Below are 25579 nucleotides of genomic sequence, written 5' to 3'. Positions count from 1 at the left end.
GGCCTCAAGCAGTCATTGATTGAGACGTTAGCACTTTCTGCAGTGGTTTTCTTTATGCTATTAGGCGCTGAGGCATTGGGATATTTTATCTCAGTCTCACGCCTGTCTTATTCATTGGCGTCTTGGATCGGTGGGTTGGCAGTCAGTCCAATGATTGTCCTTATCTGTATCTTATTCATGTACTTCCTACTGGGATTGTTCATGGATGCGCTAGCAATGCTAGTCATTACAATCCCTGTGGTATATCCAATCATTCTAGCGTTAGGGTTTGATCCGGTATGGTTTGGCATTATTGCGGTATTGACGGTGGAGCTTGGACTTATTACGCCGCCGATGGGGATGAATATCTTTGTGATTAAGGCGATGGCACCGCACATTAAGCTGAGCGATATGTTCCGCGGGGTGGCTCCATTCATTGTCTCTGATGTGATTCGTTTGGTTGTCCTGGTGATGTTCCCTGCGATATCGCTGGTGCTGTTGGGGTAGGCTGAACCTAAACCCTAGTTTATAGAATTATTGTATGAAGCCATATTGCTGATGTAGCAGTATGGCTTTTTTATTGGTCAATATTTTGTCTAAGAATTAAGAGAGGGGTATTTTATAAACTCACAATCTATGACGCTGCCTGATGACAACCTTTCTTAGTGTTATAAAGGCCTGTGAATGTAGTAAACTGGTTTGTATTCATTTCCCTATATAATTTTATAAGTAGAGATAGTCATGGCTGTCGATTTTAGTAATACGCTTATCGTTGCAATTTCTGCAACAGCACTTTTTGATTTAACGGAGTCAGAAAACTATTTGCTAGAACTGCTAGAGCAACGACCTGCAAGTGCTATAAAAGAATTTAGGGAGTACATGACCGAGCGTGAAAATGATCCCTTGAATATTGGTGCAGGTTACCCGCTGATCAAAGCGTTACTAAATCTGAATAAATATTGTGATAATAGCGATGTACAAGATTCAGAAATTGAAACACCATTAGTCGAAGTTGTCATCGTTTCAAAAAGTAGTCCAGATACAGGCATTCAGGTGCTCAATGCAATTTTAGAACATGGTATCAATATCTCTCGTTCAGCCTTTATTTCAGGTAGCCCAGTTGCACCTTATATCAAAGATTTCAACGTCGATCTCTTTTTGACCACTAATCGCGAAGATGCCCAGCAAGTAGCGGATGCCAATATATGTGCCTGTGCCATATTGGACGCCACACCTGTCAATACTTATGAGTTGGATACTGAGCAGCTGCGTATTGCCTTTGATGGTGATGCGGTACTCTTTGATGATTCAGGTGAACTGCTATACAAACAAAAGGGGCTACGTGCCTTTCATGATCGTGAAACACAAATGCGCAATTTACCGATTGAAAAAGGTCCTTATGCTGAATTATTGATTAAATTATCAAATCTACAAGAGAGTCTACCTGCTGGCCTCAAATACTCGCCAATAAAAATTGCGCTTGTGACAGCGCGCAATGCGCCAGCAGATTTGCGTGCTATCAAGACCTTGCGAGAGTGGGGCGTGAACGTTGATATGGCGTTTTTTTTGGGAGGGCTAGAGAAAACAGCAGTACTCAGAACATTTGCACCACATATCTTCTTTGATGACTCAATTAAGCATATTGATGCGGCACGTCGTTTTATTCCTACGGCCTTAGTTCCCTATCATTCGACGTCATTATTGCATGGTGATAACTATCTCACTGCCGATGAAGACGCATTCGTTTTATCGTTCAAACCTGCTATGCGTCCACTGTTTGCTGTAAATCATTAAAGTAGGTATAAAAAGTCTAAGTGATAAGGATAGATAGTATATGAATTGGCAGCAATTGCTTAACTTGATTATCGTACGAATAAAGCAGGTTATTGGTTTATACGCTTTTGTACTGATACCAATGTGGGGTATGTTTTTCCTAAATGAAGTTGCCTTATTTGGAATGTGGAACATCTTTGGTATCGTGCCGCGTGCTTTAGATGTGGGTAGCATGATAGGGGTATTTGCTTCATGGACCATGCATGGCAATTTGTCACACTTGACTGGTAATACGGTGACACTGTTACAGATTCTTTTTTTGTTTGGGCTGTTTGAGAAGAATGCTTATCGCACGGTGATTAAACTGGTGGTTGCATCAGGACTGGTCACTTGGGTTATCGGATCACCATCTTCTATTCATATTGGTGCATCAGGGCTATGCTTTGCAATGCTAGGTTATATGATAGGTGGGGCTATATTTGCGCGGCGCTGGGGTTATCTGATAGCTTGTATTGTCATGGGAACTGGTTATTGGCTGATAATTAAGCAAGGATTGATGCCGCAACAAGGTATCTCGTTTGCGGCACATTTTGGTGGTTTGTGCGCTGGTCTATTGCTAGGAGCCAATTCAAAACATACGTACTCTGTATCCTCTCAGCGCTACTAACGGCAGTTTATTATCAGTATTCAATGAACCGTTATCGTTATACTGAGTGCTTTTATATTAAACGTTCTTATCAGCACATATTTTGGTAAATAAAGGATCGTCTGTGGCTAGCTCTCGCCATGCAGTGGTTTGTTTAACGTGTTCATCAACCGTCAGCGTACTACCCTTTTCGGGTATCACGTAGTCTGCTCGTGCAGGAGTAGTACAATCTATTACCTGTAAAATCTTCTGTACACTTCTGCGTCTTTCAAACAAATATAAATTAACTAAGTGCATGTCTGGATTGTCAGCATGTATGCTGGCGTTGCCCGTATCTGCGGCAATAAAGCGCAAGACTTGCGGTTTGATATAAGACCACGGACGAAACCATTCTGTACTTTCTGCAGTCTTTACGACCTCAACACCATCAGGCAGTTGACGGACTTGTTGACCGTACCAGTTGTATTCTTGATGTATTTGAAACCCAAAAATACCAATCGCAGCAAACAAAGGAATCAACCATTTTGGCGCGCGCTTACCTGACAGCTTACAGAGGTGAGTTATGATCAATGCCAATCCAGCCATTCCAAATGCGGCAGCTATAGTAGCGATAAACTCAAAAAGCATAAAATATTCCTTAATGCGCTAGGCACTTTTAGTCAGGTATGTTCAATTGGATAAAGCAAAAACATAATCTAAATATTACTTTAATAAGCCTTAGATAAAAAATCACTCACCAGCAGTGGCTGCCAGTGAGTGATATATAGTAACAGAAGACATATCATCATTCGTCAGATTAATGGTCGACTGCACCGCCTGCACCACGTGGTGAGCGAACGCTTTCGACCAATTCTTGAATATGTAATGGTGGCGCTTTGGTTGCATAAGAAACAATGAATGCAACGATAAAGTTAAGCAGTGCTCCAATCACACCAAATGATAATGGTGAGATACCAAATAGCCAGTACTCTGCTGTATCAGGGAAGTTGGCAGTACCACTGATAAAGAACCAACCTTTGAAGACGAAGATGTAAATCAAAATAGTAGTCAAACCTGTCAACATACCAGCGATCGCGCCAAGATTGTTGATGCGTTTTGAGAAAATACCCATCATCAATGCAGGGAAGAGAGAGGCACCGGCGATACCAAATGCCAACGCAACGACCTGTGCAGCAAATCCTGGTGGGTTCATACCTAGGTAAGTAGCAACTACAATCGCGACACCCATCGTGATACGCGCGACCTTGAGCTCTCCTTTGTCAGTGATGTTTGGATTCAGGTTCCGTTTGATTAAATCATGACTAATCGCTGACGAAATAGCGAGCAATAGACCAGCAGCAGTTGATAGTGCAGCAGCGAGACCCCCTGCGGCGATCAGACCAATGACCCAAGAGGGCAGTTGTGCAATCTCTGGGTTGGCTAATACTAAGATATCAGCGTTGACATCGAGCTCATTACCAGCCCAGCCTGCATCTGCAAAGCGGCCATCAAGTTCTAGGTCATGTGCAGTACGTGCTGTTTCAACTGCAGTCGTTGCAGCGCCTACATCACCACCTTCGGTCTGTGCATTGGTCAATGCTACTTCTGCAGCGCCTAATCCACTATCGTTGTACATCTGAATACGACCATCATTATTGAGGTCAGTATATTTAATTAGGCCAGTATCTTCCCAAGTCTTCATCCAGTCTGGACGTTGGTCATAGTCGATTGCAGGCTCTGCAACACCCTGGGGGTAGATAGTATCGATAAGGTTTAGACGTGCCATTGCGCCAACAGCAGGTGCTGTGAAGTATAGTAATGAAATAAATACTAACGTCCAACCAGCGGTCCAACGTGCATCGGCAACCTTAGGAACTGTGAAAAAGCGAATAATAACGTGAGGGAGACCCGCTGTACCAATCATGAGTGATAAGGTGAACAGCACCATGTTTAGCTTGTTAGGTACGTCAGCGGTATATGCCGTGAATCCCAAATCGGTCACAACTTGGTCAAGCTTGGTGAGGATAGGGATACCAGAATCGATATGGTTTGAAAATAAACCCAAACCTGGAATTGGATTGCCTGTTAATTCAAGTGAGATAAAAACAGCAGGGATGGTATAAGCAATCATTAGAACGACATACTGCGCAACCTGCGTGTAGGTAATCCCTTTCATACCGCCAAGAACCGCGTAAAAGAATACAACAATCGCAGCAATAATAAGACCTGTATCGTTCTCTACTTCTAAGAACCGTGAAAACGCAACACCAGCACCTGTCATCTGACCGATAACATACGTGGTAGAGGCGATAATCAAACAAACCACGGCAATCATTGCAGCGGTTTTTGAATAAAAGCGATCTCCAATAAAATCAGGCACAGTGAACTTGCCAAATTTACGTAAGTACGGAGCCAGTAGCATAGCTAGTAGCACATAGCCACCTGTCCAGCCCATCAAGTAGGTCGATGCGCCATAACCGCCAGCAGCAAGCAAACCTGCCATAGAAATAAAAGATGCTGCACTCATCCAGTCAGCAGCTGTCGCCATACCGTTGACTACGGGATGTACACCGCCGCCCGCCACATAGAACTCACTGGTCGTCCCAGCCCGAGCCCAAATCGCAATACCAAAATACAGAGCGAAAGATAGGCCTACGAAAATAATATTAACTAAATACTGACTCATGGTCTATTCCTCATCTACGCCATATTGTTTATCTAACTTATTCATACGCCATGCGTAGAAGAAAATTAAAACGATAAACACCCCGATGGAACCTTGCTGGGCGAACCAAAAGCCCAAATCAGTGCCCCCGACTTTGATGCCGGCCAACAGAGGACGCAATAAAATAGCAAAACCATAAGAACATAGTGCCCAAACTACTAGGCTACCTAAGATGAGACGGACATTGGCACGCCAATAACCGGATGGATCGTTATGACCTTTCATGGGACAACTCCTTTTGTCTTCCCTAAAAAATACCAACAACATAAAAAGGACTGCAATTATTTTTTATCAAACAAGCATAAAAAATAGTCAAGTACTGCTTTATATAGTGAAAACGATGATACGTGATAAGACGTTTATTATTCGTTAGTTCTCTACTTCAAATAAAATAACTAATACTTTAAACATCACATTAATCTAAACCATCGAATGGTAAAACAATGTTTCTTGAGGAAGACAGAAGGGTGGACTATCCAGTGTCTTTCTAACAATCTCGTCTTCCTGACAAGAGTTTTAATGTTTGTAACGTTCTAACCTATTGTGCTGACTAATAATATTGATCACTATAAAACAGCATAAGCGGATATAAAATTTATATTAGCACGGTTTAATAAACATTATTGCAAACAACTACGCATGAGTTATAGGTAAATTACCAAAAATTAGTTTTTGGCGTATTCATTAAAAAACTAAACGTTACGGAAACAGTACGGCAGCTGTGTAGTTTATGCGGTTAAATTGTCACTTAATCTATTCTATATAATATCAAACATAAGCATTATTTATTTTAAAAATAATTATACGAAATCGATAAGTAAACGTGATGGTCGCACGTCGCTCAATATCTATATCATGCACATGTCTTTTGGTATCAGGTATTTTGCGTAGAGACTATTACAGTCCATAGCAATCAAAATATGATATCGATATGAAACTTAAGTAATGCATATAAAGAGTGAATAAGGAGCCCATGTGAACGAAGGGATAGTAGGTTGGTTTAATAACATCGTAAATTATGGTGTCGGTATTATCTGGGGTAACAATGACTGGCTGATTGCTAGCAACCCTTGGTATGGACTACTGATGTTCTTACTAATTGGTGCGGGTCTTTACTTCACCGTCGCGACACGTTTTATTCAGTTTCGCCACTTTGGTCATATGTGGAAGTTGTTACGTGTATCTAACCAAGGACGCAAAGATGGCGGTATCAGCTCGTTTGAAGCATTGATGACGTCACTAGCAGCGCGTGTCGGTACTGGTAACTTGGCAGGTGTGGCAATTGCAATCTATTTGGGTGGCCCAGGTGCTGTATTCTGGATGTGGATGACAGCGCTTGTTGGTATGTCGACCAGTTTTATCGAGTCAACCTTAGCACAGGCGTACAAAGTACCACACAATGATAATGTGTACCGCGGTGGCCCCGCTTATTATATCGAAAAAGGTTTAGGCAAACGCTGGCTCGCAGTGTTTTTCTCATTATGTTTGTTAGTAGCCTTCGGTTTGGCGTTCAATGGCGTACAGTCAAACACCATTGCTCAAGCGACCAATGAAGCCTTTGGTGTGCCAACGTGGATGACAGGTTTGGTATTAGTTGTACTGGTAGCACCAGTGGTGTTCGGTGGTTTGCGCTCAGTAGCTCGTATCGCGGGTAAAATCGTACCAGTGATGGCTATCTTGTACATTTTGCTAGCAGTATTTATTATCGTGACTAACTTCAGCCAGTTCCCGGCAGCGATCGCGTTGATTGTAAAATCAGCATTTGGCTTTGAGCAAGCGGCAGGCGGTGTTATTGGTTATGGTATTGCGCAGGCAATGATCAACGGTATCAAACGTGGTTTGTTTTCTAACGAAGCGGGTATGGGTTCGGCGCCGAATGCTGCAGCAACGGCAAAGAGTCATCCTGATCATCCAGCAGTGCAAGGTTTCATGCAGATGCTAGGCGTATTCATGGATACCCTTATCATTTGTACCGCGACGGCATCGATTATTATCTTGTCTGGCGTGGTCGATCCTAATGTCGAGCAAGAAGGTATTCAACTGACTCAGTTGGCTTTATCACAGTATGTGGGTGACCTAGGTGTGGTGTTCGTGGCGATTGCTATTTTCTTTTTCTCATTTACGTCTATCATCGCCAACTACAGCTATGGTGAGTCAAATCTTGAGTTTATCTCTGGTGCCAAAAATGCCAAAGTAATGATCATGATTTTCCGCTTTCTTGTTTTAGGTATGGTATTTATCGGTGCAGTTGCGAGTCTACCTGCCATATGGAACTTCGCTGACTTGTCTATGGGTATGATGGCGATAGTCAACTTAGTGGCTATCTTAATGTTATCTCCTGTAGCATTAAGAATACTGCGTGACTATGAGCGTCAGGTGAAAGAAGGTAAAACAGGTGATCAAATTAAGTTTAATCCAGATGACTTTGTAAAACTCAAAGATGAAGCCAATCGTGATGCTTGGACAGACTAAGCAGTATTGATGAGTAAAAATCGTTTGTTTCAAGCATTAAAAAACCGCCTTTCTCTTCATAAGAAAAAGGCGGTTTTTATTGGAGCACAGTTTTAATAATACTAATTGTACCAGTTCAAACCAGCATCATTCTGGTTTACATGTTTGGATAATTAGGACCGCCGCCACCTTCTGGGGTTACCCAAGTGATGTTTTGTGAAGGGTCTTTGATATCACAAGTTTTACAATGCACACAGTTCTGTGCATTAATGACAAACTTAGCACCTTCAGCGTCTTTGACCACTTCATATACACCCGCTGGGCAATAAAGACGAGCAGGCTCAGCATATAGTGGTAAATTGATGGATACAGGCACTGTTGAATCTGTAAGTTTTAGATGCGTTGGCTGATCTTCTGCGTGGTTGGTATTAGAAATAAATACCGACGACAACTTATCAAACACCAGCTTACCATCAGGCTTGAGGTAGGTTGGTTGATAAGCATGATTCGCACGTTCCAACTGATCGTAGTCTGGAATGTTGTCATGCAAAGTGAGTGGCATTTTACCTTTTAACAAGTTGTGCTCGATAAAGGTGAAAGCGCCGCCCATGAGCAGACCCATACGGTGAATAGCAGGTGAGAAGTTGCGCGACTCATAGTTGTCTTGATACAACCATGATTCTTTATACATTGTGCTATAAGCAACTACTTCATCATGCTGACGTTCAGCTTGCAGCGCTTCAAAGATCGCTTCGGCTGCGAGCATGCCTGACTTCATCGAGGTATGAGTACCTTTGATTTTTGCTGGGTTTAGAAAACCAGCGTCATCACCTACCAACACGCCACCTGGGAATGTGAACTTCGGTAATGAGTTTAGACCACCTTTGGTCAGAGCACGTGCGCCGTAAGAAATGCGCTTACCGCCTTCTAAAACGTTTTTGATAACAGGGTGCGTTTTCAAGCGCTGCATTTCATCAAATGGAGACATATAAGGGTTGTGGTAAGACAAATCAGCCACAAGACCAAAGCTTACTTGATTGTTTTCATCAAAGTACAACCACCAGCCACCAGTCGAGCCAGTTTCAGTCAATGGCCAGCCAAGACCATGCATGACAACGCCTTGCTCATGCTTTTCAGGCTCAACTTCCCATAGTTCTTTTAGACCGATACCATAATGCTGAGGATCAGAATCTTTATCTAGATCGAAGCGGCTGATTAAGCGTTTGCCTAAATGCCCACGGCTACCTTCGGCAAAAATAGTGTATTTTGCAAGGAGCTCATAACCAGGCTCAAAACTTGGCTTGGCTTCACCATTGGCGGCCACACCCATATCACCCGTTAACACACCTCTGACCGAACCGTCGTCATTGTATAAAATGTCATCGGCAGGGAAGCCTGGGAACATCATGACTTCAAGCTCTTCTGCTTGTACCGCTAACCAACGAACGACATTACCTAGCGAAACAATATAGTTGCCATCGTTATGCATCGGACCTGGAATTAAAGAGTCAGGCACTTTAGTTGAACGTGTGGCAGAGTTTAGATAATAGAAACGATCTTCCGCCGCTGGCACGTTAAGCGGTGCGCCTTTTTCTTTCCAGTCAGGAATTAGCTCATTTAGAGCGCGTGGCTCAATGACTGCACCAGACAACGTATGGGCACCAAACTCAGAGCCTTTTTCGACCACACAAACCATAAACTCATCATTACCAGCTTCAATAGCGAGCTGGCGCAAACGTATGGCAGCAGATAGACCCGCAGGTCCACCACCAACGATGATGACATCGAACTCCATTGATTCGCGTTCGATTTCAGGTTCAGCGGCAACTGGCTCTACGACTGGTTCTGCTTTATTTAGCGTTGCAGTCTCTGTCGCTACTGGTGCGTCAGCATTCACAGTATTACCATCAATAACTGGCGTTTGATTGTCTTGCTCTTGCATACCTACTCCTAAACTTTTAGTGGCTTATCTCAGGGCATCATTAGCTTAACAACTGAATAATAGACTTGCGGCGCTAACGTCACTCAGACATATGGCTGCCCGATAAAACTGTCTTTGCGGCATCAATTGACCCGTTATGGTTAATACCAATTTATCTAAGGATATCAACGCATAACGTAAGATGTGTCATCAATACAACACCCACTTGACCATTTCAATAAAAAATCGTTACTCATTATAAAAGAAAAGTCCTACAAACACGATACGCATTTGTGAGTATCGATGCTAAGGTAATGTTAAGAAAATGAAGTTGTTATAACGATAAAGTGTCATCATACCTGAAACAAAAATTTATAGTAATAATAGATAAGCCAAACTTTGGATACTAAATAAAGGAATTAATAATGAATAACGATAATAATAACGTTGAAGACAGTCATGAGAAAGTAACGGAAGCCCCAACCAGTAAGACGTCTCGCCTAGATAACTTAGATAATTTGGATGCACTAAGCCAATATATTAAGTCTGCGAAAGGGACTCGCGAAGGGCGTGCGATACCACCGCTCGAAAGGTGGCATCCTGAAGATATTGCCGATATGGATTTGACTATCAAGGCAAACGGAGAGTGGTGGCATGAAGGCGGGAAAATGACCCGTGAGTCATTGGTCAGCTTGTTTGCCACGATACTATGGAAAGAAGAAAATAATGGCACTACTGAGTACTTTCTAAAAACCCCTGTACAGAAAATCCGTATCCAAGTAGAAGATGCACCACTTCTGATAAATGATGTCGGTATTGTCCATGAAGATGATATGAGTTGGTTGGAGTTTACAACGACGACAGGGGACGTAGTTCGCTTAGACGAGGAGCATCCGATCGTATTAAAGGCTTATAATTCTAATAGGAGCGATTTTAATGACAATGACTTTAGTGAAAGCAATCAGCTGAGTACAGCTGACGATGCTGTAGGCTCTCAAGATTTAGCGTCAACAGAACAGGTACGCCCTTACATGATGGTTAGAAATGGATTGACTGCGCTTATCGGTCGTAATACTTTTTATCACCTGACTGAAATCGGAGCGTTAACAGAAGCCAATGGTAAGACGATATTAACGCTACAAAGTGGCGACCAGTCTTATTCATTATCAATGTCTACTGATTAGGTATTATGTTTATCTATTAATTGCTGTATGCCGATGAGTGCTATAATTTTATAGTGTCGTCTAAGCATGGGTTTGAAAAACTCTTATCATCTAAAGACGGCTAATAAACAGCCGAGATAGAGTAATGCCATACACACTATATATAGCGCATTTAATTGGGTAATGAAATTGATGAATAATACGATAATGGTATTCGCATAAATATGGACATCATGAATAATCAGACAGCCGAAAAATTTAGAATATGTGCCGATACATCTGTTGACCAGAGTCTAAAAGCTATTGATCTAGTAGATATCAATAAACATGCTGGTAACACAGTTGTAAGCGACAAAAACCGTAGCGCACCCATTGGACTGTTCGATTCCGGTGTTGGTGGTTTGTCTGTTTACCTGCATTTAGCACAGCAACTGCCTACTGAGCGTTACGTATATTACGCTGATACGCTAAATGTACCTTATGGCAATCGTGACAGCGAAGATATTGAAGCGCTAACACTAAAGGCTGTAGAGTGGTTACATCAGCAAGGCTGTAAGCTAATTGTTATTGCTTGCAATAGCGCCTCAGCATATGCGCTAGATACTGCCCGACGCTGCTATCCGCACATACCTATTGTGGGTCTTGTCCCTGCATTAAAACCTGCGGTATTATCGAGCAAAAGCGGTCACGTAGCGGTGCTAGCGACCAAAGCAACTTTGAATGGTACCTTGTTAAATGACGTTATTCTCAATTTTGCTAAACCTAACAATATAATGGTTACTAAGTATTTTGATCCGCAATTGGTGCCTTGGGTGGAAGCAGGTATGTTAGAACAAGACGAGACAGCCGAAAGATTACGTCAACAGGTACGAATATTTGCTAATGAAGGTGTCGATCAGTTAGTGTTAGGGTGTACACATTATCCATTTTTTAAGACATTTTTATTAGCTGAGATTGCACAACAGCAGCTATCAATACAAGTCATTGACTCTGGTCAAGCGATTGCTGAACGGGTTAGACAGCTATTGATTGCAAACAACTTATCTGCATCGTGTATGAGCGAAAGACAGAAAAGTCTGACACCAAAATCTAGTCCGACAAACACCATTACTAGATCACCATTAACTTTTCACGCTACTAAATATAGTGATAGACTATGCGCTTTAGTTGAACGCTTACTTGGTACAGAGATGGCATTGCAATACTATTCTGACTAGTTATTATCAAAACTAGTGATATCAATACGCTGTATGCAACGCTGACTCAGTTAAAATAAATTGAGTGCATCTTTTTAAGCTAAGAGTATGCTAGGCTGAGCAAAACAAGATTTTTGCGTTCTATCTCACACCCTATCCTTTTTATGTCACGACATACGCTTAGAGGTAATTGTGCCGAAACGTCGCTATCATATTCATATTATATGCGCTGACAACGACCAGTTGTTGGTTCTAGACAGTTTAGCGATATTTTTTCAGGCACGCGCATTTCTGACCTATGATGTTTCTAGTAAGTTATCTAAAGCCTCTTTTTATGGCCGTCAGTGTATTGACTCTTGCGATTACGCAGTCATGATCGTTGGCGACAGCTACGGCACTGTTCAAAAAAACGGCGTCAGCCAGATGCATTTGAGTTATCTTAATGCCAAAGCAAAGCTTAAGCCACTACTCGTTTTGGTTAAGAACCACTCTCAAGATGCCGTCATCAGCCGACAACTTCAAGAATTTATTAAGTTAGTCACCAAGCAAGATAACCAGTTACATTACTATGATACAGAAGAGGATATCGAGCCATTACTGGTACAGGCTCATTATAATGCAGTCGCCAATAATAAAATGGTAGGTGGCTGGGTCAGAGCAAATGATGAAGAGGACGCTACTAGTAAAAAGGTTGTTTATGATAAGCCAGTCGATGTATTACCTCGTACTACCAAGGTAGAAAAAAATAGTCCTGATGACGAAGACTTTATATCGGATAAAGTTAGTGAGCCACTTGAATTAACAGAGTTTTTTGAGATTCAATATAGTGCTCAAGCTTATGAGGGTGGTAATCTAACGGACGTGACTAGATCCCTCACACTCTCATGGCACGAGATACTCATGACACTCACGAGAATACCGTCTACTTTTTCGAGCTATGGGTTGCAAAATGCTATCAATCGTTTGATTACCTCTAAAGCGGAAATAGATATCAAAAAAGAGATGCCAAACGTTCATGCTGTCTCACGCTGCCAAATCTCTCAAGCTGATATCAATGATTTGCAACGTAAGCTAGTTGGTGCAAATTGGATACAACTGATGACGTATGGCACGCGGGTCTCACAAGAGCTTTGGAAGCTTACCTTCTATGCAAAAAACCTACTGCAAAATAATACTTCGAGTACGGACAAACAATACTCATAATTATTTGCTAGCGTGCTCAATAATAATTATATAAAACGTCTACTTTGGCATCATGGCTACGTTTTGTAATACAAAGCATACGTGCAATGCTTGAGAATAGTCCTAAGACCCGTAATAATAAAGTCAGTTAGTTAACTATGTTCACAGCGTTAGCTGTTTTAGAATGACAATTAATAATATTAATAATTAGGGAGAGCGTACGATGAGCAATGCTAAAAATGACGAATTAAAAAGAGATATTGATGATCTAGAAAAGTCGATGCATGATGCTGATCAGTTTCATACGTTAGAAGAGCAAGTAGCTGATATGAAACGCCGCGGTATAGATCCTAGCAAAGCTTACAAAGATTTGGACAATAAAGCGGAAGATGAAGACTGGGGCGATGCGACTTGGAAAGAAAACGGTAAGTGGGAGCCAAAAACTGCTGCTGACTTAGACGATAAAGCTCGTGAGAACTGGGATGGCGACAATGGTCAGCCTAAGCCACCACCTATTGTGTAAATAGGTTTTTTAACTTGAGTAGATAAGTTATTTTAGTAACTGTCTATAAATAAAAAAGCCACGCTAACAATAGCGTGGCTTTTCTGATGCGCTCAAATAGTATTACTTATCTTGCTACTATGAACCTTGGTCTATACGAACAAGCCTGATAGTGCCATCAGCGTCAGTAACGCGGCGATAACGTGTATTGCTAGAGGTTGACGAACTCACTGATGGTTGAGAGGAATAGCTATTAGGCACAGTCGTTTGCTGTTGAATCAACTGTCCCATGCGATCGGCAGATGCAGGATTTAAGGGTTTACTATTTGCAGGCTGACCGTATTGAGGTTGACTTGGTGCTGCATTACCAACGATTGCGCGATAGAACTTCTGACCTGCACGTCCGTCAGCTGGGAAAATACCGCGACTAGTCTGGTATTGCTGGATAGCGGTACGAGTATTGTCTCCGATAATGCCATCGACACCACCAATGTCATAACCTGCGTTTAGCAATGCTTGTTGAATGTCTTTAGCTTGCTGGCGGCTGATACCAGGATCGTCTGTTGGCCACGCAGTGATAAAGTCTGTTTTGCTGCTGTCTTCACGAGTGATCAAATCTGATAAGTGTGCGATCGCCAGTGCGTAGTTTTCTGAAGCGTTATAAGAGTAAAACGTATCGAAGTTTTTACCAACTAGAAAAGCAGGGCCTTCCAGACCAGCTGGTAGTAATAAGCCTGCACTACTCAAGTCAGATGGTAACGGGCTACCATTAGCCAACGTCAGACCTTGGTTACGCCAGTGGCTTATCGATTTTTTATTTTTACGATTAGAAGCGGCCCAGAACCCATCAGGTAGTTTGACTTCATAGCCCCAAGGCTCGCCAGTACGATAGCCGCGATTGTCTAAGAAATTTGCTGTCGAAGCGAGTGCATCAGGGACGCTATTGACCAAGTCGCGACGTCCGTCACCATCGAAATCTACGGCTAATTCTAAAAAGGTACTTGGCATAAATTGTGTCTGCCCAAAGGCACCTGCCCATGACCCTGTCATATCGCTAGGGGCAATATCGCCGTTTTGCACGATTTTTAACGCATTGGCGTACTCACCTTGGAAATAGCTCTGACGACGATCAAAACAAGACAATGTTGCTAAAGATTCAAACAATGGCTTTTTACCCAGCGTTTGACCGAAGTTTGACTCAACGCCCCACACTCCTAGTACATGCTCAGGTTTTACACCATAACGCGATTCGATTTGGCGTAGGGTTGAACCCCATTGACGTTTGGCTTGGATACCATCTTCGACACGCTCTTTGTCCACTAATGCTGAGAGATAATCCCAAACGTCTTTTTGAAATTCTGGCTGATAATTAAGCGACTGAATGACGCTAGGATCGGGCTGGGTAGGTCGGTAGTTATTAAAGGTAAAACTGTCAACGCCACGGAATTTACTAGAGTTTTTTAGGTTGTCCAAGCACTGCTGAAACTCGCTATTGGATAAGTCAGGTGTTGGCGGCTGTGCGGCTTGAGCTGTGCTTGCTAAGCTGATGCCGACAGCAACACCAAGCAGCGACAAAGTAGATAAGGGAGTCAAACGCATGAAAATATCCTATGAACGTTAAAATCGTTATTGAGAGACAAAAGACAAAAAATGATATTAACGTAGAGTAACCAATCTAAACAGTAAAGAAAAGCTGTCGAAGTACCAAGTTTATAAATGGTTACGATAAATTGACGCTGCCGTGAGATTAAAAGAGGATTTCACTGAGCTACAATAGACAAACATTCATAGCTCATAAAGTATCTAATTTTAGCTATTGATAGATATTTAACTATTTAGCCAACATGCTATCTAGTTCTTCTATAAAGCTATGAATCCGCGCCGCATTTTTACCCATATCGCTCTTACCGATACGTGATTTACTACGGATATCGACTAAGCGTTCGCCACTATTATCAGTTACACGGACTACTACATCATCTTTAAAACCAAACCAAGTGGTGGTATCTGTGGCTTCAATGATGCCTTTGTCACCATCAGTATTGACAAGCTCCCAGCCTAAATTTTCAATGGTTTTTTTGGATGCTTCGACCAATTCAGGTTGTGATTGAGAGTAGGTTAACGTTTGCAAGTCAGGATAGGCAGTGCGCTGTTGTTCAGCAGTTTCTACACCCGCGTACTCAGCTGGATTTGGTGCATCTGCACGTAGTGGCGCAATCGCGACAAACTCAGGTGGATTTACCAGATCGGTTGAAATGTCATGAATCGGCGGTACGCTTTTGGCATTATTCATCATACCGAGTGGCAGCGCGATAGCAATTGCAGAAAATATAACAGCTATTGCTGCGCTAGCAAGGCTGACTGTTTTACGTTTGAATATAACTTGGATAGCAAGTAGTACGAGAGCCGCAATACCAACAAACAGACCGAACCTAAGCCCTGTCATTGCAGTGCCTAATTCCATAATACCGAATTTATAGAGTGGTGCTGGTAGTGCGACCAGCAAAAACGCGATTAAACTTATTATGCTGACTAAAATTTTCATCAGGACGCTCATTTATTCCTTAGTAGACGCGAAGTATATTCTATTTATCACTCAACAACCATACATGCTCTGTCACCCTTAAGTCAGAGGCTGATCCTATAGAGGTCGATTCGCTAGCGAGCTCGGTAATTTGATAGTGATCGCCATAATATTGCTGTAACTGCTCGCTATTTATAGAAAAAGGCGGTCCATTTTTTTTACTTTGGTCATAATTAAGCGTGATTAATAACTGTGAAGCTTTGCCGCTAATTTTACGTATCTGTTCGCTATACTGCACACGCATATCAACTGGTAGGGCGATTAATGCCGCTTTGTCATATACTGCATTAATAGTACCAATATCTTTAGCAGTTAGTGCAAAGATATCAGCGACCCATAAAGTAATGGTTTGTCCCGACAACTGGCCTTGATAGTATTTAATTGTTGGATTGTCTGCCTGTTGATAGACAGTAGGTTCGATATTTTGCTCAGCAAAGAATTTTTGTACGGCTGTTTCGACCAACTCAACGCCTACCACGTCATAGCCTTGCATCGCTAGCCAAACCATGTCGATTGATTTGCCACATAGCGGAATGAAAACGCGACTATCAGTAGGTAGTTTCAGGCGGCTAAAGTACTCAATCAGCAATGGGTTGACCGCAGATTGATTGAATCCAATACGGCCTTCTTGCCAACGTTTATGCCAAAACTCAGGGTTCATGCTGTAATCCTTTATCTGCACATTTTTTTATATAGGCAGTTCTAATATTAATCTGATATATCAAAGGAGAAAATAATAAAAAGCCAAACACCTATAGTATAAGTGTTTGGCTGGTATCTAATATTGCGCTAAGAAATTTTTTGAATGAATAATGTCCTATTCAACTTAGCTAACCACATTTAACTAACCATATATTTACTAAACTCTTGACGCAGCTTGGCTAGCTTCGGCGGTATCGCAAAGTTGCAATAAGCCTGTCCTGGATTTCTGTTAAAGAAATCTTGATGTGAGTCTTCTGCTTGATAGAACGCAACGGCTGGATGTACTTCCGTCACCACGTCCACACCCATATCGCGTAACTTATTAATCGTACGATCTACGGTTGGTTTTTGACCATCTTCGGTATAAAAGACCACACTGCGATACTGACTACCAACGTCATTGCCTTGACGATCCATCGTGGTGGGATCGTGCGTCGCAAAGAAGACATCAAGTATTACTTCTAATGGGACGATGGACTCATCAAATTCGACTTTGATGACTTCGACATGGCCAGTCGTACCACTACAGACCGCTTCATAATTGGCAGAGACAGCATCACCGCCCATGTAGCCTGAAACGACAGATTGCACGCCCTTTACTGATAAAAATACGGACTCGGTGCACCAAAAGCAGCCGCCGCCTAATACAATCGTTTGCATAATTTTTCCTATTATTATAAATATGGGTAAGCGCTATATTTGGTAGCAATGGTTTCATTTTTCAATGTTATTTTTCGACATCACGTTTTCAACGTCTCATTACCCTTAGCATTATTTATTCAGTTTCGTAGATTATTCAGCTTAGCAGGCGAGCCAAAGAAGATAAGTAACAAACAGTAATGTTATAATGGGCTTTTGCTACGTCGCCTATTTATCAACTGACAATGATGAGTCAGTTCATCAGCTATTTCTTATTAAGTTCTATTCTAAAAAACGAGTCGCCTTATGAGCCAATCCCAGCCTACTGTCAAACATGACACCCTATTTGACAAACCGTTTACCACACCGCTGGATAAAGCGGCACGCTTTTCCTTTGATGAGCAGGTAGTGGCTTGTTTTCCTGATATGATTCGCCGCAGTGTGCCTGGTTATGGTCAGGTACTGGCGATGCTGCCTATATTTGCCCGTCGTCATTGTAAGTACCGTCAGCAGAGCGATAGCGGTCAACGTGTTAGCCGTATTTATGATTTAGGTTGCTCATTGGGCGCCGCGAGTATGACATTAGCTGGTGAGTTTGAACCACAAGATTTGCAAATCAAAGCCATTGATATCTCACCAGCGATGACGACAGAAGCGACCACGCTACTGAGTGAGAACTATCCTGAGCACGATATCGAAGTAGTCACCGCGGATATTCGTGATGTTGAGCTTGAGCCATGCGATATGGTGATTTTGAACTTAACGTTACAGTTTTTGCCAGCTGCAGATAGGGTCGCAGTATTAGAGAAGATTTATACGGCACTGAGCGAAGGTGGCATATTAGTGTTAACTGAAAAAACTCACGCATTTGACGAGCAGTACGATGCATGGCTGGTGGAGCGTTATTACGACTTTAAACGCGCCAATGGCTATACGGAGATGGAAATCAGCGGTAAGCGTAATGCGTTAGAGAATGTGCTGATTACTGATACGCTAGATGAGCATCATGCACGGTTAGATCAAGTTGGGTTTGCGCGTCATTTGACATGGTTTCAGTTTTTGAATTTCGTGTCTGTGGTGGCGTTTAAATAATCCTTACTTTTAACACAGTTATTTCTTAATCAATACGGTAATCTGCTTTTATGCTCAACGACACTATCATCAACGCCGAACGCGAACTATATCTAACCCTACTAGAGCTGGCACAGAAGCAACCGAGCGCTTATGAGTGGCTTAAGCAATTACCAACGTGGCTAGGTGACATAAAAGACAAAGCTAACTATGCGCATGCGCCTGCCTACCAAGCGTCAGTCGCTCGTTTGCCAAACTTAGCTGTCAATAACGTCGATCTAAACAGCGATACATTGACGATTGAGGCAGATCTAAATGAGTCTCAGCGCAAACAAACGACGGCGTTATTAAAGCAGTTGATGCCATGGCGTAAAGGCCCATTTCAGATTGGTGGTCAAATCGGCAATGATGGGTCAGGTATTAAGATCGATACTGAGTGGCACAGCGATTGGAAATGGAAACGCGTTGCGCCGCATTTAAGTCGGTTAGACGGTCGCCGCGTATTAGATGTGGGCGGTGGTTCTGGTTATCACGGCTGGCGCATGGCAGGGGCTGGCGCGGATACGGTTATTATTATTGATCCGTCATGTTTGTTCTATCATCAGTTTATGGCGATTCGTCATTTCGTTGGTGCAGCAGATGCTTATAAAACTCATTACATTCCTGTACCGCTCGAAGCATTACCTGAGCACAGTCAACTGTTTGATACCGTATTTAGTATGGGTGTACTGTACCATCGCCAGTCACCGTTTGAGCATTTACAACAGCTCAAAGGGCAGTTAGTTAAAGGTGGTGAATTGGTACTAGAAACCTTGGTGATTGAAGGTGATGCCAATACCGTACTGGTGCCACATGACCGCTACGCGCAGATGAATAACGTGTATTTCTTGCCATCGGTGGCGGCATTAATTGGTTGGTTAGAGAAAGCAGGGTTCTCAGATGTACGCTGCGTCGATGTAGCAGTCACCTCGACCGAGGAACAACGACAAACCGAATGGATGACCTATCATTCGTTAGCAGACTTCTTAGATCCTAATGATTCGACTAAGACCGTCGAAGGATATCCTGCTCCCATGCGTGCGACTTTGATTGCCAAAAAGTAGCGTTGATGGCGGTAGCTAACATAAGGAAAGCACTATGGATACATCAAAGACTTTGATTGTAGCTACTATCAGCTTGCTAGCGCTACCTGCTATGGCAGGTTATGGGACTGTATCCGAGGGTTGGGGCTTTGTGCAAGACGACTGGCAAGTGGTTTGTGATAATACGCGGACTTGTCGATCTGCTGGATACGCAAGTGAAGCGCTAATAGATGAGCCTGCCTCAATCTTGTTTACAGCATTACCAAAAATAGCTCTGCCAAAAACGCAAATTCAGTTTATATCAGAGGTGCCGCTAGACGACCTTAAGCGTGTTGAGCTTTGGCTGAACAATAAAAACTATAGTGTGCTGCAATCCAACAAAGAAGACGGTTTATTATATGACTTGTCAGCCAAGCAGACCCAAGCACTACTTGACCATGCTCGTATCGCGACTAAGATAGAGATTAGAGCAGGCGACAATCAATGGCAGATCAGCGATAAAGGCATGTCGGCAGTACTGCTAAAACTAGACGATGTGCAAGGTCGGGTAGGGACATCGATAGCATTGGTCAGTAAGAACAATCCAAACCGTCAACGTCCTAAAGCAGCTTTGCCAAAACCAATCATTCAAAAAGCATTTTCGTATTCAGCAGAAGACAACAAAATACTCGCTCCATCAAAGTTGGCCTATTTTCAGAAAAATATTGATAAATGGGTTGATATTGATGCCGAGCAGCTCATAGGGTCTAAGGACGTAATGGGCGACTGTGAGCTGATTAACCCAAAAACTGAAACCTATCAGCGAATGTCAGAGTATGGCTCTACGATACTTGAATGGGACTTTATACCAGTTGATGGTAGTTATACGTTAGCCGCTCATACTTGCTGGCTAGGCGCTTACAACTCAAGTAACGGCTATTGGCTCATTGATAATGCAAGACCTAGCAATCCTACGCTTATCACCACAGCAGGAAATGACTATCTTGATGGTGAGATTTCGGCCACTCACAAAGACCGAGGCCTCGGTGATTGCTGGAACCGTACTACGTGGACTTGGAATGGTGAGACATTTGCTAAGAGCGAAGAGGCTAGTACGGGCATGTGCCGAGGTTTTGCCGGTGGAGCGTGGGACCTACCAACTTATGTGAGTCAGGTTATAAAAAATGATGCTAAGGCTCGATAGCTTTTTTGATTCAAATGATTTTGATTCAAGTGACTTTGATTTAAAAGGCTAGCACCTTATAAGGCTCAGCAGTCATAAGCTATATAGCCTTTGATCTTTCTATTTATGTCGCAAGCTATGCCACAGGATAAACGTTGAGAATGGCTAATTAAATTAACCATTTTTTGAAAGCGACTTCCATGACTATCTTAAGGATAAAACCAACAGAACCTGCGCCTAGGGCTAGAAATATCCAAAAAGTACCAGCACGACCAGCTTCAGACGTTTTAGAGATATCCCACATAATAAAAAACAAGAAAGCGATGAATATTGGCAATAAGACGTACAATCCCCAACTGGTGACAGTACTGGCGGCAATAGCAAACATGGCGTAATCCTATAATAGAGTAGTAATGCGTCTTCTATATTTTAGAAGAGCCGTACAAACCATTATTATAACGTGGAAGCAGTCAGGTATAAACGACTGTCCAGTATCGAGCAACAGTAACGCTACAATTCACATTATGAGTTATTTATCAATTTTGCATCATTGATATTAGTCAGCCCAAATCCTGATAACGGTAAGATTTTAGTGCTAATTTTGGCGCAAATGGTGCAATAAAGCGCAAAGATTGTTATATTTACAGGTTACTTATCTTTTTACATTATTCTATCCTTGCAATGTCGATCGCTATTATAATAGGCAGTTATCGATTGCTCGCATTTGCACCATTTTTGTTGTTTATTTAATTGAGTTCAAATTCCTATGTCACAAACCCAAATTGATACGCTTGCATCTCTATTTAATGATGCCATTCAAACCCTACAAGCAGATGGTACGCTACCAAGTGATTGGCAAAACAACAGTCAAATTACCCGTACGAAAGATTTAAGTCACGGTGACTTTGCCAGTAATATCGCACTAACGGCAGCGAAAGCGGCCAAAGCCAATCCGCGTCAACTTGCTGAAAAAATTGTCAGCGCATTGCCTGACAATCAAGATATCCGCCAAGTAGAAATCGCAGGACCAGGGTTTATCAATGTATTCTTAAATTCGGAAGCTAAGTTTTCTGTATTGGACGATATTTTCACATTGCAAGATCACTTTGGTTTGAGCAATCAGTTCGACGGTCAAAAAGTCCAAGTTGAATTCGTCTCTGCCAACCCAACGTCAAGTCTGCACGTCGGTCACGGTCGCGGTGCTGCGTTTGGCATGAGCGTCGCTAACTTGCTAGAAGCCATCGGCTATGACGTCACGCGTGAGTATTATGTCAATGACGCTGGTCGTCAAATGGACATCTTAGCAACCAGTACTTATTTGCGTTATTTAGAAGCCAATGGCGAGCAAGTGACTTTTCCTGTCAACGCCTATCAAGGTGACTATGTCAGTGACATCGCCCAGACGCTAAAAACACAACATGGTGATAGTTACGTACATAGCTTTGCAGATGTTGCCAAAGACGTGCCTGCTGATGCCGAGTTTGAGATAAACGCAGATGGCGAAAAAGTACTGCTATCAGGTGATAAAGAGGCGCATATTGATGGCTTGATTGCTAATAGCAAAGCATTGCTTGGCGATGGCTATGAGCTGTTTTTAAATGCAGCACTAAGCAGCATTTTGGCGGACATCAAAGACGACTTAAACGACTTTGGTGTGAGCTACGAGTGTTGGTTTAGCGAAAGATCTATCGATAGCGAGATTGAGCCTGTACTACAGATACTAGATGACAAAGGCTATCTATACGAAAAAGACGGTAACATCTGGTTTAAATCAACCGACTTTGGTGATGAAAAAGACCGTGTTGTACGTCGTGCCAATGGTCAATCGACGTATTTTGCCTCTGACATCGCTTATCATAAAAACAAGTTCGATCGCGGCTTTGACAAAGTCATTAACATTTGGGGCGCAGACCACCATGGTTATGTCCCACGCGTAAAAGCAGCGCTATTAGCCTTGGGTATCGATGCCGAGCGTCTAGATGTGGTGCTTGTACAGTTTGTCGCGTTGTGGCGCGGTAGTGAAAAAGTACAAATGTCTTCACGCTCAGGTCAGTTTGTGACCTTGCGTGAGTTACGTGCAGAAGTCGGTAATGATGCTGCACGATTCTACTATGTGGCGCGCAAGCCTGAAGTGCATGTTGATTTTGACTTAGAACTTGCCAAATCACAAAGCAAAGACAATCAGGTATTTTATATTCAATATGCTCATGCGCGTGTTTGCCGTGTGTTAGAAAAACTGGCAACTTACGATTTGACCGTAGATGATGCCGTTGGTTTGGCTCATCAAGATTTGTTAAGTGCGCCAAATGAAGACGAGCTAATCAAACTGTTAGCAGGCTATCCAGCGACGTTACTTCGCGCAGCAACTGGTTACGAGCCGCATGTTTTGACCAACTACCTAAAAGAACTAGCGGCATTGTTCCATGGTTGGTATGACACCAACCGTATCTTGCCAATGAGCCTGACGTCAGGTGAAATGCCAAGTCAAGATGAGCTAGACTTAATGCAAGCACGTTTGCGCTTATCCAAAGCCGTTAGACAAGTATTAGTGAATGGGCTTAGTCTACTAGGCTTGTCTGCACCGTCTAGTATGTAGTGTTTTTTTTACATGTAGAAAGCTATTGTTCGTATAGAAAAATTTCTAACATGCGAAATAAATGTAGGCAGCTGATAGCATTAATTTGATGATAGTTAAATCCAGTAGGGAGAACGAGATCCATGCTAGCCAAAAAACCTAAAGGCGCAACAGAAAAGCGCAAATCAAGTAGCGTATCAGGCTTATTGTGGATGTTTGTTGGGGCAGTATTGACCCTTATGATCGGGGTATTTATCTACCTCTCACCATTATTTAACTTCAGTCCTGCTGATGGTAGCGCTGAGAACGATCCTGATCGTCAAGTACAGCCACGTGTGGATACTGATACCGATAATGGCGATTATGAGTTCTACGATATTTTGCCAAATCAGGAAATGGCAACCATCCCTGATGAAGATATTGCTGATATTGAGAATAATCAAATAGACGGTATCGACGCGTTTGAACCAGACGTTGTCGTGACTCAACCAGAGAGTGATACAGCCAGTACAGAAAATACGGGCAATTTAGATGCTTCGGAAGAGGCGACTGTCGAACCAGCTAGTGGTAGCAATACTGGGTCTGGGGAGGGTATCGTTGTTGTTGAAGAAAATGCCACTTATGATGGTACGCCAACTACTAGTACTAATAACTCTACGACTCGTAACAACAATGCAGGGGCGGGTGAGGCAAATGTCCAAGCTGCCACACCTGCGGCGACCTATATTTTGCAGATTAATAGTTTTAGTGATGCAGATGAAGCGGATCGTCGCCGTGCACAAGTACTGATGGCGGGTGTTGATGCTAGAGTGGTCAAGAACACGACGGGTAATGGCTTACCAATCTATCAAGTCATCTCGCGTCCTTTGAATAACCGTCAAGCAGTGACAACGGCGCAGCAACGTCTACAAAACAATGGTATAGACTCTATTATCGTTGAACAGCGTCGCTAAATTAATTCGTTTACAATTATTATATTTATTAAAAAAAGCGTCGTAATGGCGCTTTTTTTATCTCTGTATTTTATCAAAAGCTTTTCGACGGTTTTATGCTATTAAACGTTCATTAAGAGTATGATTATGACAGTATCTAACTCAGTAACACCTCAAGCAGGCATCATTAAAGCGTTCTTTCAAAAATACTTTATTGATGCGTTCACTGGGATGGCTTTAGGGCTATTTGTCACGTTGATTGCAGGTCTCATTATCTCACAAATCGGTGGCTGGTTAGATTTGCCAGCATTGGTCGCGGTCGGGAAACTTGCCTCAATATTAATGGGCGCTGGTATTGGTGTAGGTATCGCTTATTATCTCAAAGCGCCAACACTAGTGATGCTCAGCTGTCTCGTGGCAGGTATGCTTGGTGCTCATTCTGAAGCGCTAATGGCAGGTACGCTATTTATGCCACAAGTGGGTGGACCTGCAACCTTTGTAGCGTTGCCTGGTAATCCGATAGGCGCCTATCTAACATCAGTCTTTGCTTATCGTGCGGGTAGTTGGGTGGCAGGAAAGACCAAACTGGATATTTTATTGGTTCCGTTATTGGTATGTGCAGTTGCATTGGCTGTCTGTGCGCTACTGAACCCACCTATCGTTAATGCAGTCGCTGCTATCGGTCAAGGTATTCAGGCGGCTACGGAACTTCAACCATTGTTGATGGGCATTGTCATTGCAGTCGTGGTTGGTATTTTATTAACTCTGCCTACTTCTAGCGCAGCTATTTGTATTGCTATTGGGCTTGGTGGTGTCGCAGGTGGGGCAGCTGTGGTTGGCTGCGCTGCACATATGATTGGCTTTGCCGTTGCAAGTTTTAAAGACAATGGTGTGAGCGGCGTGGTCTCTCAAGGCTTAGGTACCAGTATGCTGCAAATCCCTAATGTGCTTAAAAAGCCTATCGTTTTATTACCAGCTGTGATTGCCAGTGCTATCGTTGGGCCTATCGCGACTGTTGGGTTTGGCTTGGCTTGCACGGCAACAGGAGCAGGCATGGGTACGGCTGGTTTGGTCGGTGTATTTGGGGTGATTGAAGCATCACAAGAGATTATGAGTACGGGTCAGCTATGGACGGCGATTGTTTTGCTGATGTTTGTTTTACCTGCGGTGATTGCAGGGTTAGTGGCTTACATCATGCGCCGCATGGGCTGGTTAGTCGCTGGTGATATGAAGTTGCCATAACGGCTTAAAAGAGAGCGAGAAAGTAATACATTACTGTTGGCTAAAACACGCCCAAAAAAAAGCGTCTGAGCAG

The 25579-nt window shown here is 42.8% G+C and carries 23 protein-coding genes; 14 read left to right on the top strand and 9 right to left on the bottom strand.

What is annotated here, in order from left to right; genetic code table 11:
* From ACT3QR_RS10380 to ACT3QR_RS10370, 3 genes are all read left to right on the top strand, one after another.
* A partial coding sequence (locus ACT3QR_RS10380; protein WP_444521273.1) for a TRAP transporter large permease subunit occupies nucleotides 1–486 on the top strand: 486 nt, incomplete at its 5' end.
* 234 nt (nucleotides 487–720) lie between these two features.
* A complete protein-coding gene (locus ACT3QR_RS10375; RefSeq protein ID WP_444521272.1) occupies nucleotides 721–1773 on the top strand; it encodes a 5'-nucleotidase in 1053 nt (350 codons plus the stop codon).
* A gap of 40 nt (nucleotides 1774–1813) precedes the next feature.
* Entirely contained in the window at nucleotides 1814–2419 is a 606-nt protein-coding gene (locus ACT3QR_RS10370; RefSeq protein WP_444521271.1) for a rhomboid family intramembrane serine protease, read from the top strand.
* 57 nt (nucleotides 2420–2476) lie between these two features.
* Here the strand turns inward: ACT3QR_RS10370 and ACT3QR_RS10365 are convergent, their stop codons facing one another.
* The 3 genes from ACT3QR_RS10365 to ACT3QR_RS10355 all read right to left on the bottom strand — a co-directional run bounded on the left by ACT3QR_RS10365 (nucleotide 2477) and on the right by ACT3QR_RS10355 (nucleotide 5327).
* Nucleotides 2477–3025 (bottom strand): hypothetical protein, encoded by a 549-nt coding sequence (locus ACT3QR_RS10365; RefSeq protein WP_444521270.1) that lies wholly within the window; start codon nucleotides 3023–3025, stop codon nucleotides 2477–2479.
* 169 nt (nucleotides 3026–3194) lie between these two features.
* On the bottom strand, nucleotides 3195–5063 hold the full coding sequence (locus tag ACT3QR_RS10360) for a sodium:solute symporter family protein (protein WP_444521269.1): 1869 nt from the start codon (nucleotides 5061–5063) through the stop codon (nucleotides 3195–3197).
* 3 nt (nucleotides 5064–5066) lie between these two features.
* Nucleotides 5067–5327: a DUF4212 domain-containing protein gene (locus ACT3QR_RS10355; RefSeq protein WP_444521268.1), complete on the bottom strand. Its 261-nt coding sequence runs from the start codon at nucleotides 5325–5327 to the stop codon at nucleotides 5067–5069.
* Between the two features lie 750 nt (nucleotides 5328–6077).
* On the opposite strand from ACT3QR_RS10355, the gene ACT3QR_RS10350 reads away from it, so the two are divergent.
* A complete protein-coding gene (locus ACT3QR_RS10350; RefSeq protein WP_444521267.1) occupies nucleotides 6078–7574 on the top strand; it encodes an alanine/glycine:cation symporter family protein in 1497 nt (498 codons plus the stop codon).
* Between the two features lie 136 nt (nucleotides 7575–7710).
* Here the strand turns inward: ACT3QR_RS10350 and ACT3QR_RS10345 are convergent, their stop codons facing one another.
* Complete coding sequence (locus tag ACT3QR_RS10345) at nucleotides 7711–9348, bottom strand: electron transfer flavoprotein-ubiquinone oxidoreductase (protein WP_444521274.1); 1638 nt, start codon at nucleotides 9346–9348, stop codon at nucleotides 7711–7713.
* Nucleotides 9349–9899: 551 nt separating this feature from the next.
* Between ACT3QR_RS10345 and ACT3QR_RS10340 the strand changes: the two genes are divergently transcribed.
* The 4 genes from ACT3QR_RS10340 (at nucleotide 9900) to ACT3QR_RS10325 (ending at nucleotide 13538) form a co-directional block, all read left to right on the top strand.
* Nucleotides 9900–10658, top strand: a complete 759-nt coding sequence (locus ACT3QR_RS10340; protein ID WP_444521266.1) for a DUF1285 domain-containing protein — start codon at nucleotides 9900–9902, stop codon at nucleotides 10656–10658.
* Nucleotides 10659–10870: 212 nt separating this feature from the next.
* On the top strand, nucleotides 10871–11854 hold the full coding sequence (murI, locus tag ACT3QR_RS10335; protein WP_444521265.1) for a glutamate racemase: 984 nt from the start codon (nucleotides 10871–10873) through the stop codon (nucleotides 11852–11854).
* A gap of 171 nt (nucleotides 11855–12025) precedes the next feature.
* Nucleotides 12026–13036, top strand: a complete 1011-nt coding sequence (locus ACT3QR_RS10330) for a DUF4062 domain-containing protein (protein WP_444521264.1) — start codon at nucleotides 12026–12028, stop codon at nucleotides 13034–13036.
* 202 nt (nucleotides 13037–13238) lie between these two features.
* A complete protein-coding gene (locus tag ACT3QR_RS10325; protein ID WP_444521263.1) occupies nucleotides 13239–13538 on the top strand; it encodes a hypothetical protein in 300 nt (99 codons plus the stop codon).
* Between the two features lie 117 nt (nucleotides 13539–13655).
* On the opposite strand, the gene ACT3QR_RS10320 is transcribed toward ACT3QR_RS10325, so the two are convergent.
* The 4 genes from ACT3QR_RS10320 to msrA all read right to left on the bottom strand — a co-directional run bounded on the left by ACT3QR_RS10320 (nucleotide 13656) and on the right by msrA (nucleotide 17463).
* Entirely contained in the window at nucleotides 13656–15116 is a 1461-nt protein-coding gene (locus ACT3QR_RS10320) for a lytic murein transglycosylase (protein ID WP_444521262.1), read from the bottom strand.
* Between the two features lie 232 nt (nucleotides 15117–15348).
* The gene (locus ACT3QR_RS10315) at nucleotides 15349–16062 is read right to left on the bottom strand and encodes a DUF1499 domain-containing protein (RefSeq protein ID WP_444521261.1); all 714 of its coding nucleotides are present in this window, start codon (nucleotides 16060–16062) and stop codon (nucleotides 15349–15351) included.
* 40 nt (nucleotides 16063–16102) lie between these two features.
* Nucleotides 16103–16762, bottom strand: coding sequence for a thiopurine S-methyltransferase (gene tmpT, locus ACT3QR_RS10310; RefSeq protein ID WP_444521260.1), 660 nt, complete (start codon nucleotides 16760–16762; stop codon nucleotides 16103–16105).
* A gap of 179 nt (nucleotides 16763–16941) precedes the next feature.
* The gene (msrA, locus tag ACT3QR_RS10305) at nucleotides 16942–17463 is read right to left on the bottom strand and encodes a peptide-methionine (S)-S-oxide reductase MsrA (protein ID WP_444521259.1); all 522 of its coding nucleotides are present in this window, start codon (nucleotides 17461–17463) and stop codon (nucleotides 16942–16944) included.
* 285 nt (nucleotides 17464–17748) lie between these two features.
* Between msrA and cmoA the strand changes: the two genes are divergently transcribed.
* Genes cmoA through ACT3QR_RS10290 form a run of 3 tightly spaced genes read left to right on the top strand, consistent with a single transcriptional unit; the run spans nucleotide 17749 to nucleotide 20778 of the window.
* Nucleotides 17749–18534: a carboxy-S-adenosyl-L-methionine synthase CmoA gene (gene cmoA / locus ACT3QR_RS10300; protein ID WP_444521258.1), complete on the top strand. Its 786-nt coding sequence runs from the start codon at nucleotides 17749–17751 to the stop codon at nucleotides 18532–18534.
* 50 nt (nucleotides 18535–18584) lie between these two features.
* Nucleotides 18585–19616, top strand: a complete 1032-nt coding sequence (cmoB, locus tag ACT3QR_RS10295; RefSeq protein ID WP_444521257.1) for a tRNA 5-methoxyuridine(34)/uridine 5-oxyacetic acid(34) synthase CmoB — start codon at nucleotides 18585–18587, stop codon at nucleotides 19614–19616.
* Between the two features lie 34 nt (nucleotides 19617–19650).
* Nucleotides 19651–20778 carry a DUF1176 domain-containing protein gene (locus ACT3QR_RS10290; RefSeq protein ID WP_444521256.1) on the top strand — a complete coding sequence of 376 codons (1128 nt, stop codon included), beginning with the start codon at nucleotides 19651–19653 and terminating at the stop codon, nucleotides 20776–20778.
* 148 nt (nucleotides 20779–20926) lie between these two features.
* Here the strand turns inward: ACT3QR_RS10290 and ACT3QR_RS10285 are convergent, their stop codons facing one another.
* On the bottom strand, nucleotides 20927–21145 hold the full coding sequence (locus ACT3QR_RS10285; protein WP_101205310.1) for a DUF2788 domain-containing protein: 219 nt from the start codon (nucleotides 21143–21145) through the stop codon (nucleotides 20927–20929).
* Between the two features lie 378 nt (nucleotides 21146–21523).
* On the opposite strand from ACT3QR_RS10285, the gene argS reads away from it, so the two are divergent.
* From argS to ACT3QR_RS10270, 3 genes are all read left to right on the top strand, one after another.
* A complete protein-coding gene (gene argS / locus ACT3QR_RS10280) occupies nucleotides 21524–23353 on the top strand; it encodes an arginine--tRNA ligase (RefSeq protein ID WP_444521255.1) in 1830 nt (609 codons plus the stop codon).
* 122 nt (nucleotides 23354–23475) lie between these two features.
* Nucleotides 23476–24285, top strand: a complete 810-nt coding sequence (locus ACT3QR_RS10275; protein ID WP_444521254.1) for an SPOR domain-containing protein — start codon at nucleotides 23476–23478, stop codon at nucleotides 24283–24285.
* A 126-nt stretch (nucleotides 24286–24411) separates the two neighbouring features.
* Nucleotides 24412–25506 (top strand): PTS transporter subunit IIC, encoded by a 1095-nt coding sequence (locus ACT3QR_RS10270; RefSeq protein WP_444521253.1) that lies wholly within the window; start codon nucleotides 24412–24414, stop codon nucleotides 25504–25506.
* Nucleotides 25507–25579: the final 73 nt, after the last annotated feature.

Origin of the sequence: Psychrobacter sp. AOP7-B1-25 (assembly GCF_052376195.1) — a bacterium.
Classification (GTDB): domain Bacteria; phylum Pseudomonadota; class Gammaproteobacteria; order Pseudomonadales; family Moraxellaceae; genus Psychrobacter.
The sequence above is the reverse complement of the archived record's forward strand: the minus strand, read 5'-3'. Positions and strand labels throughout refer to the sequence as shown.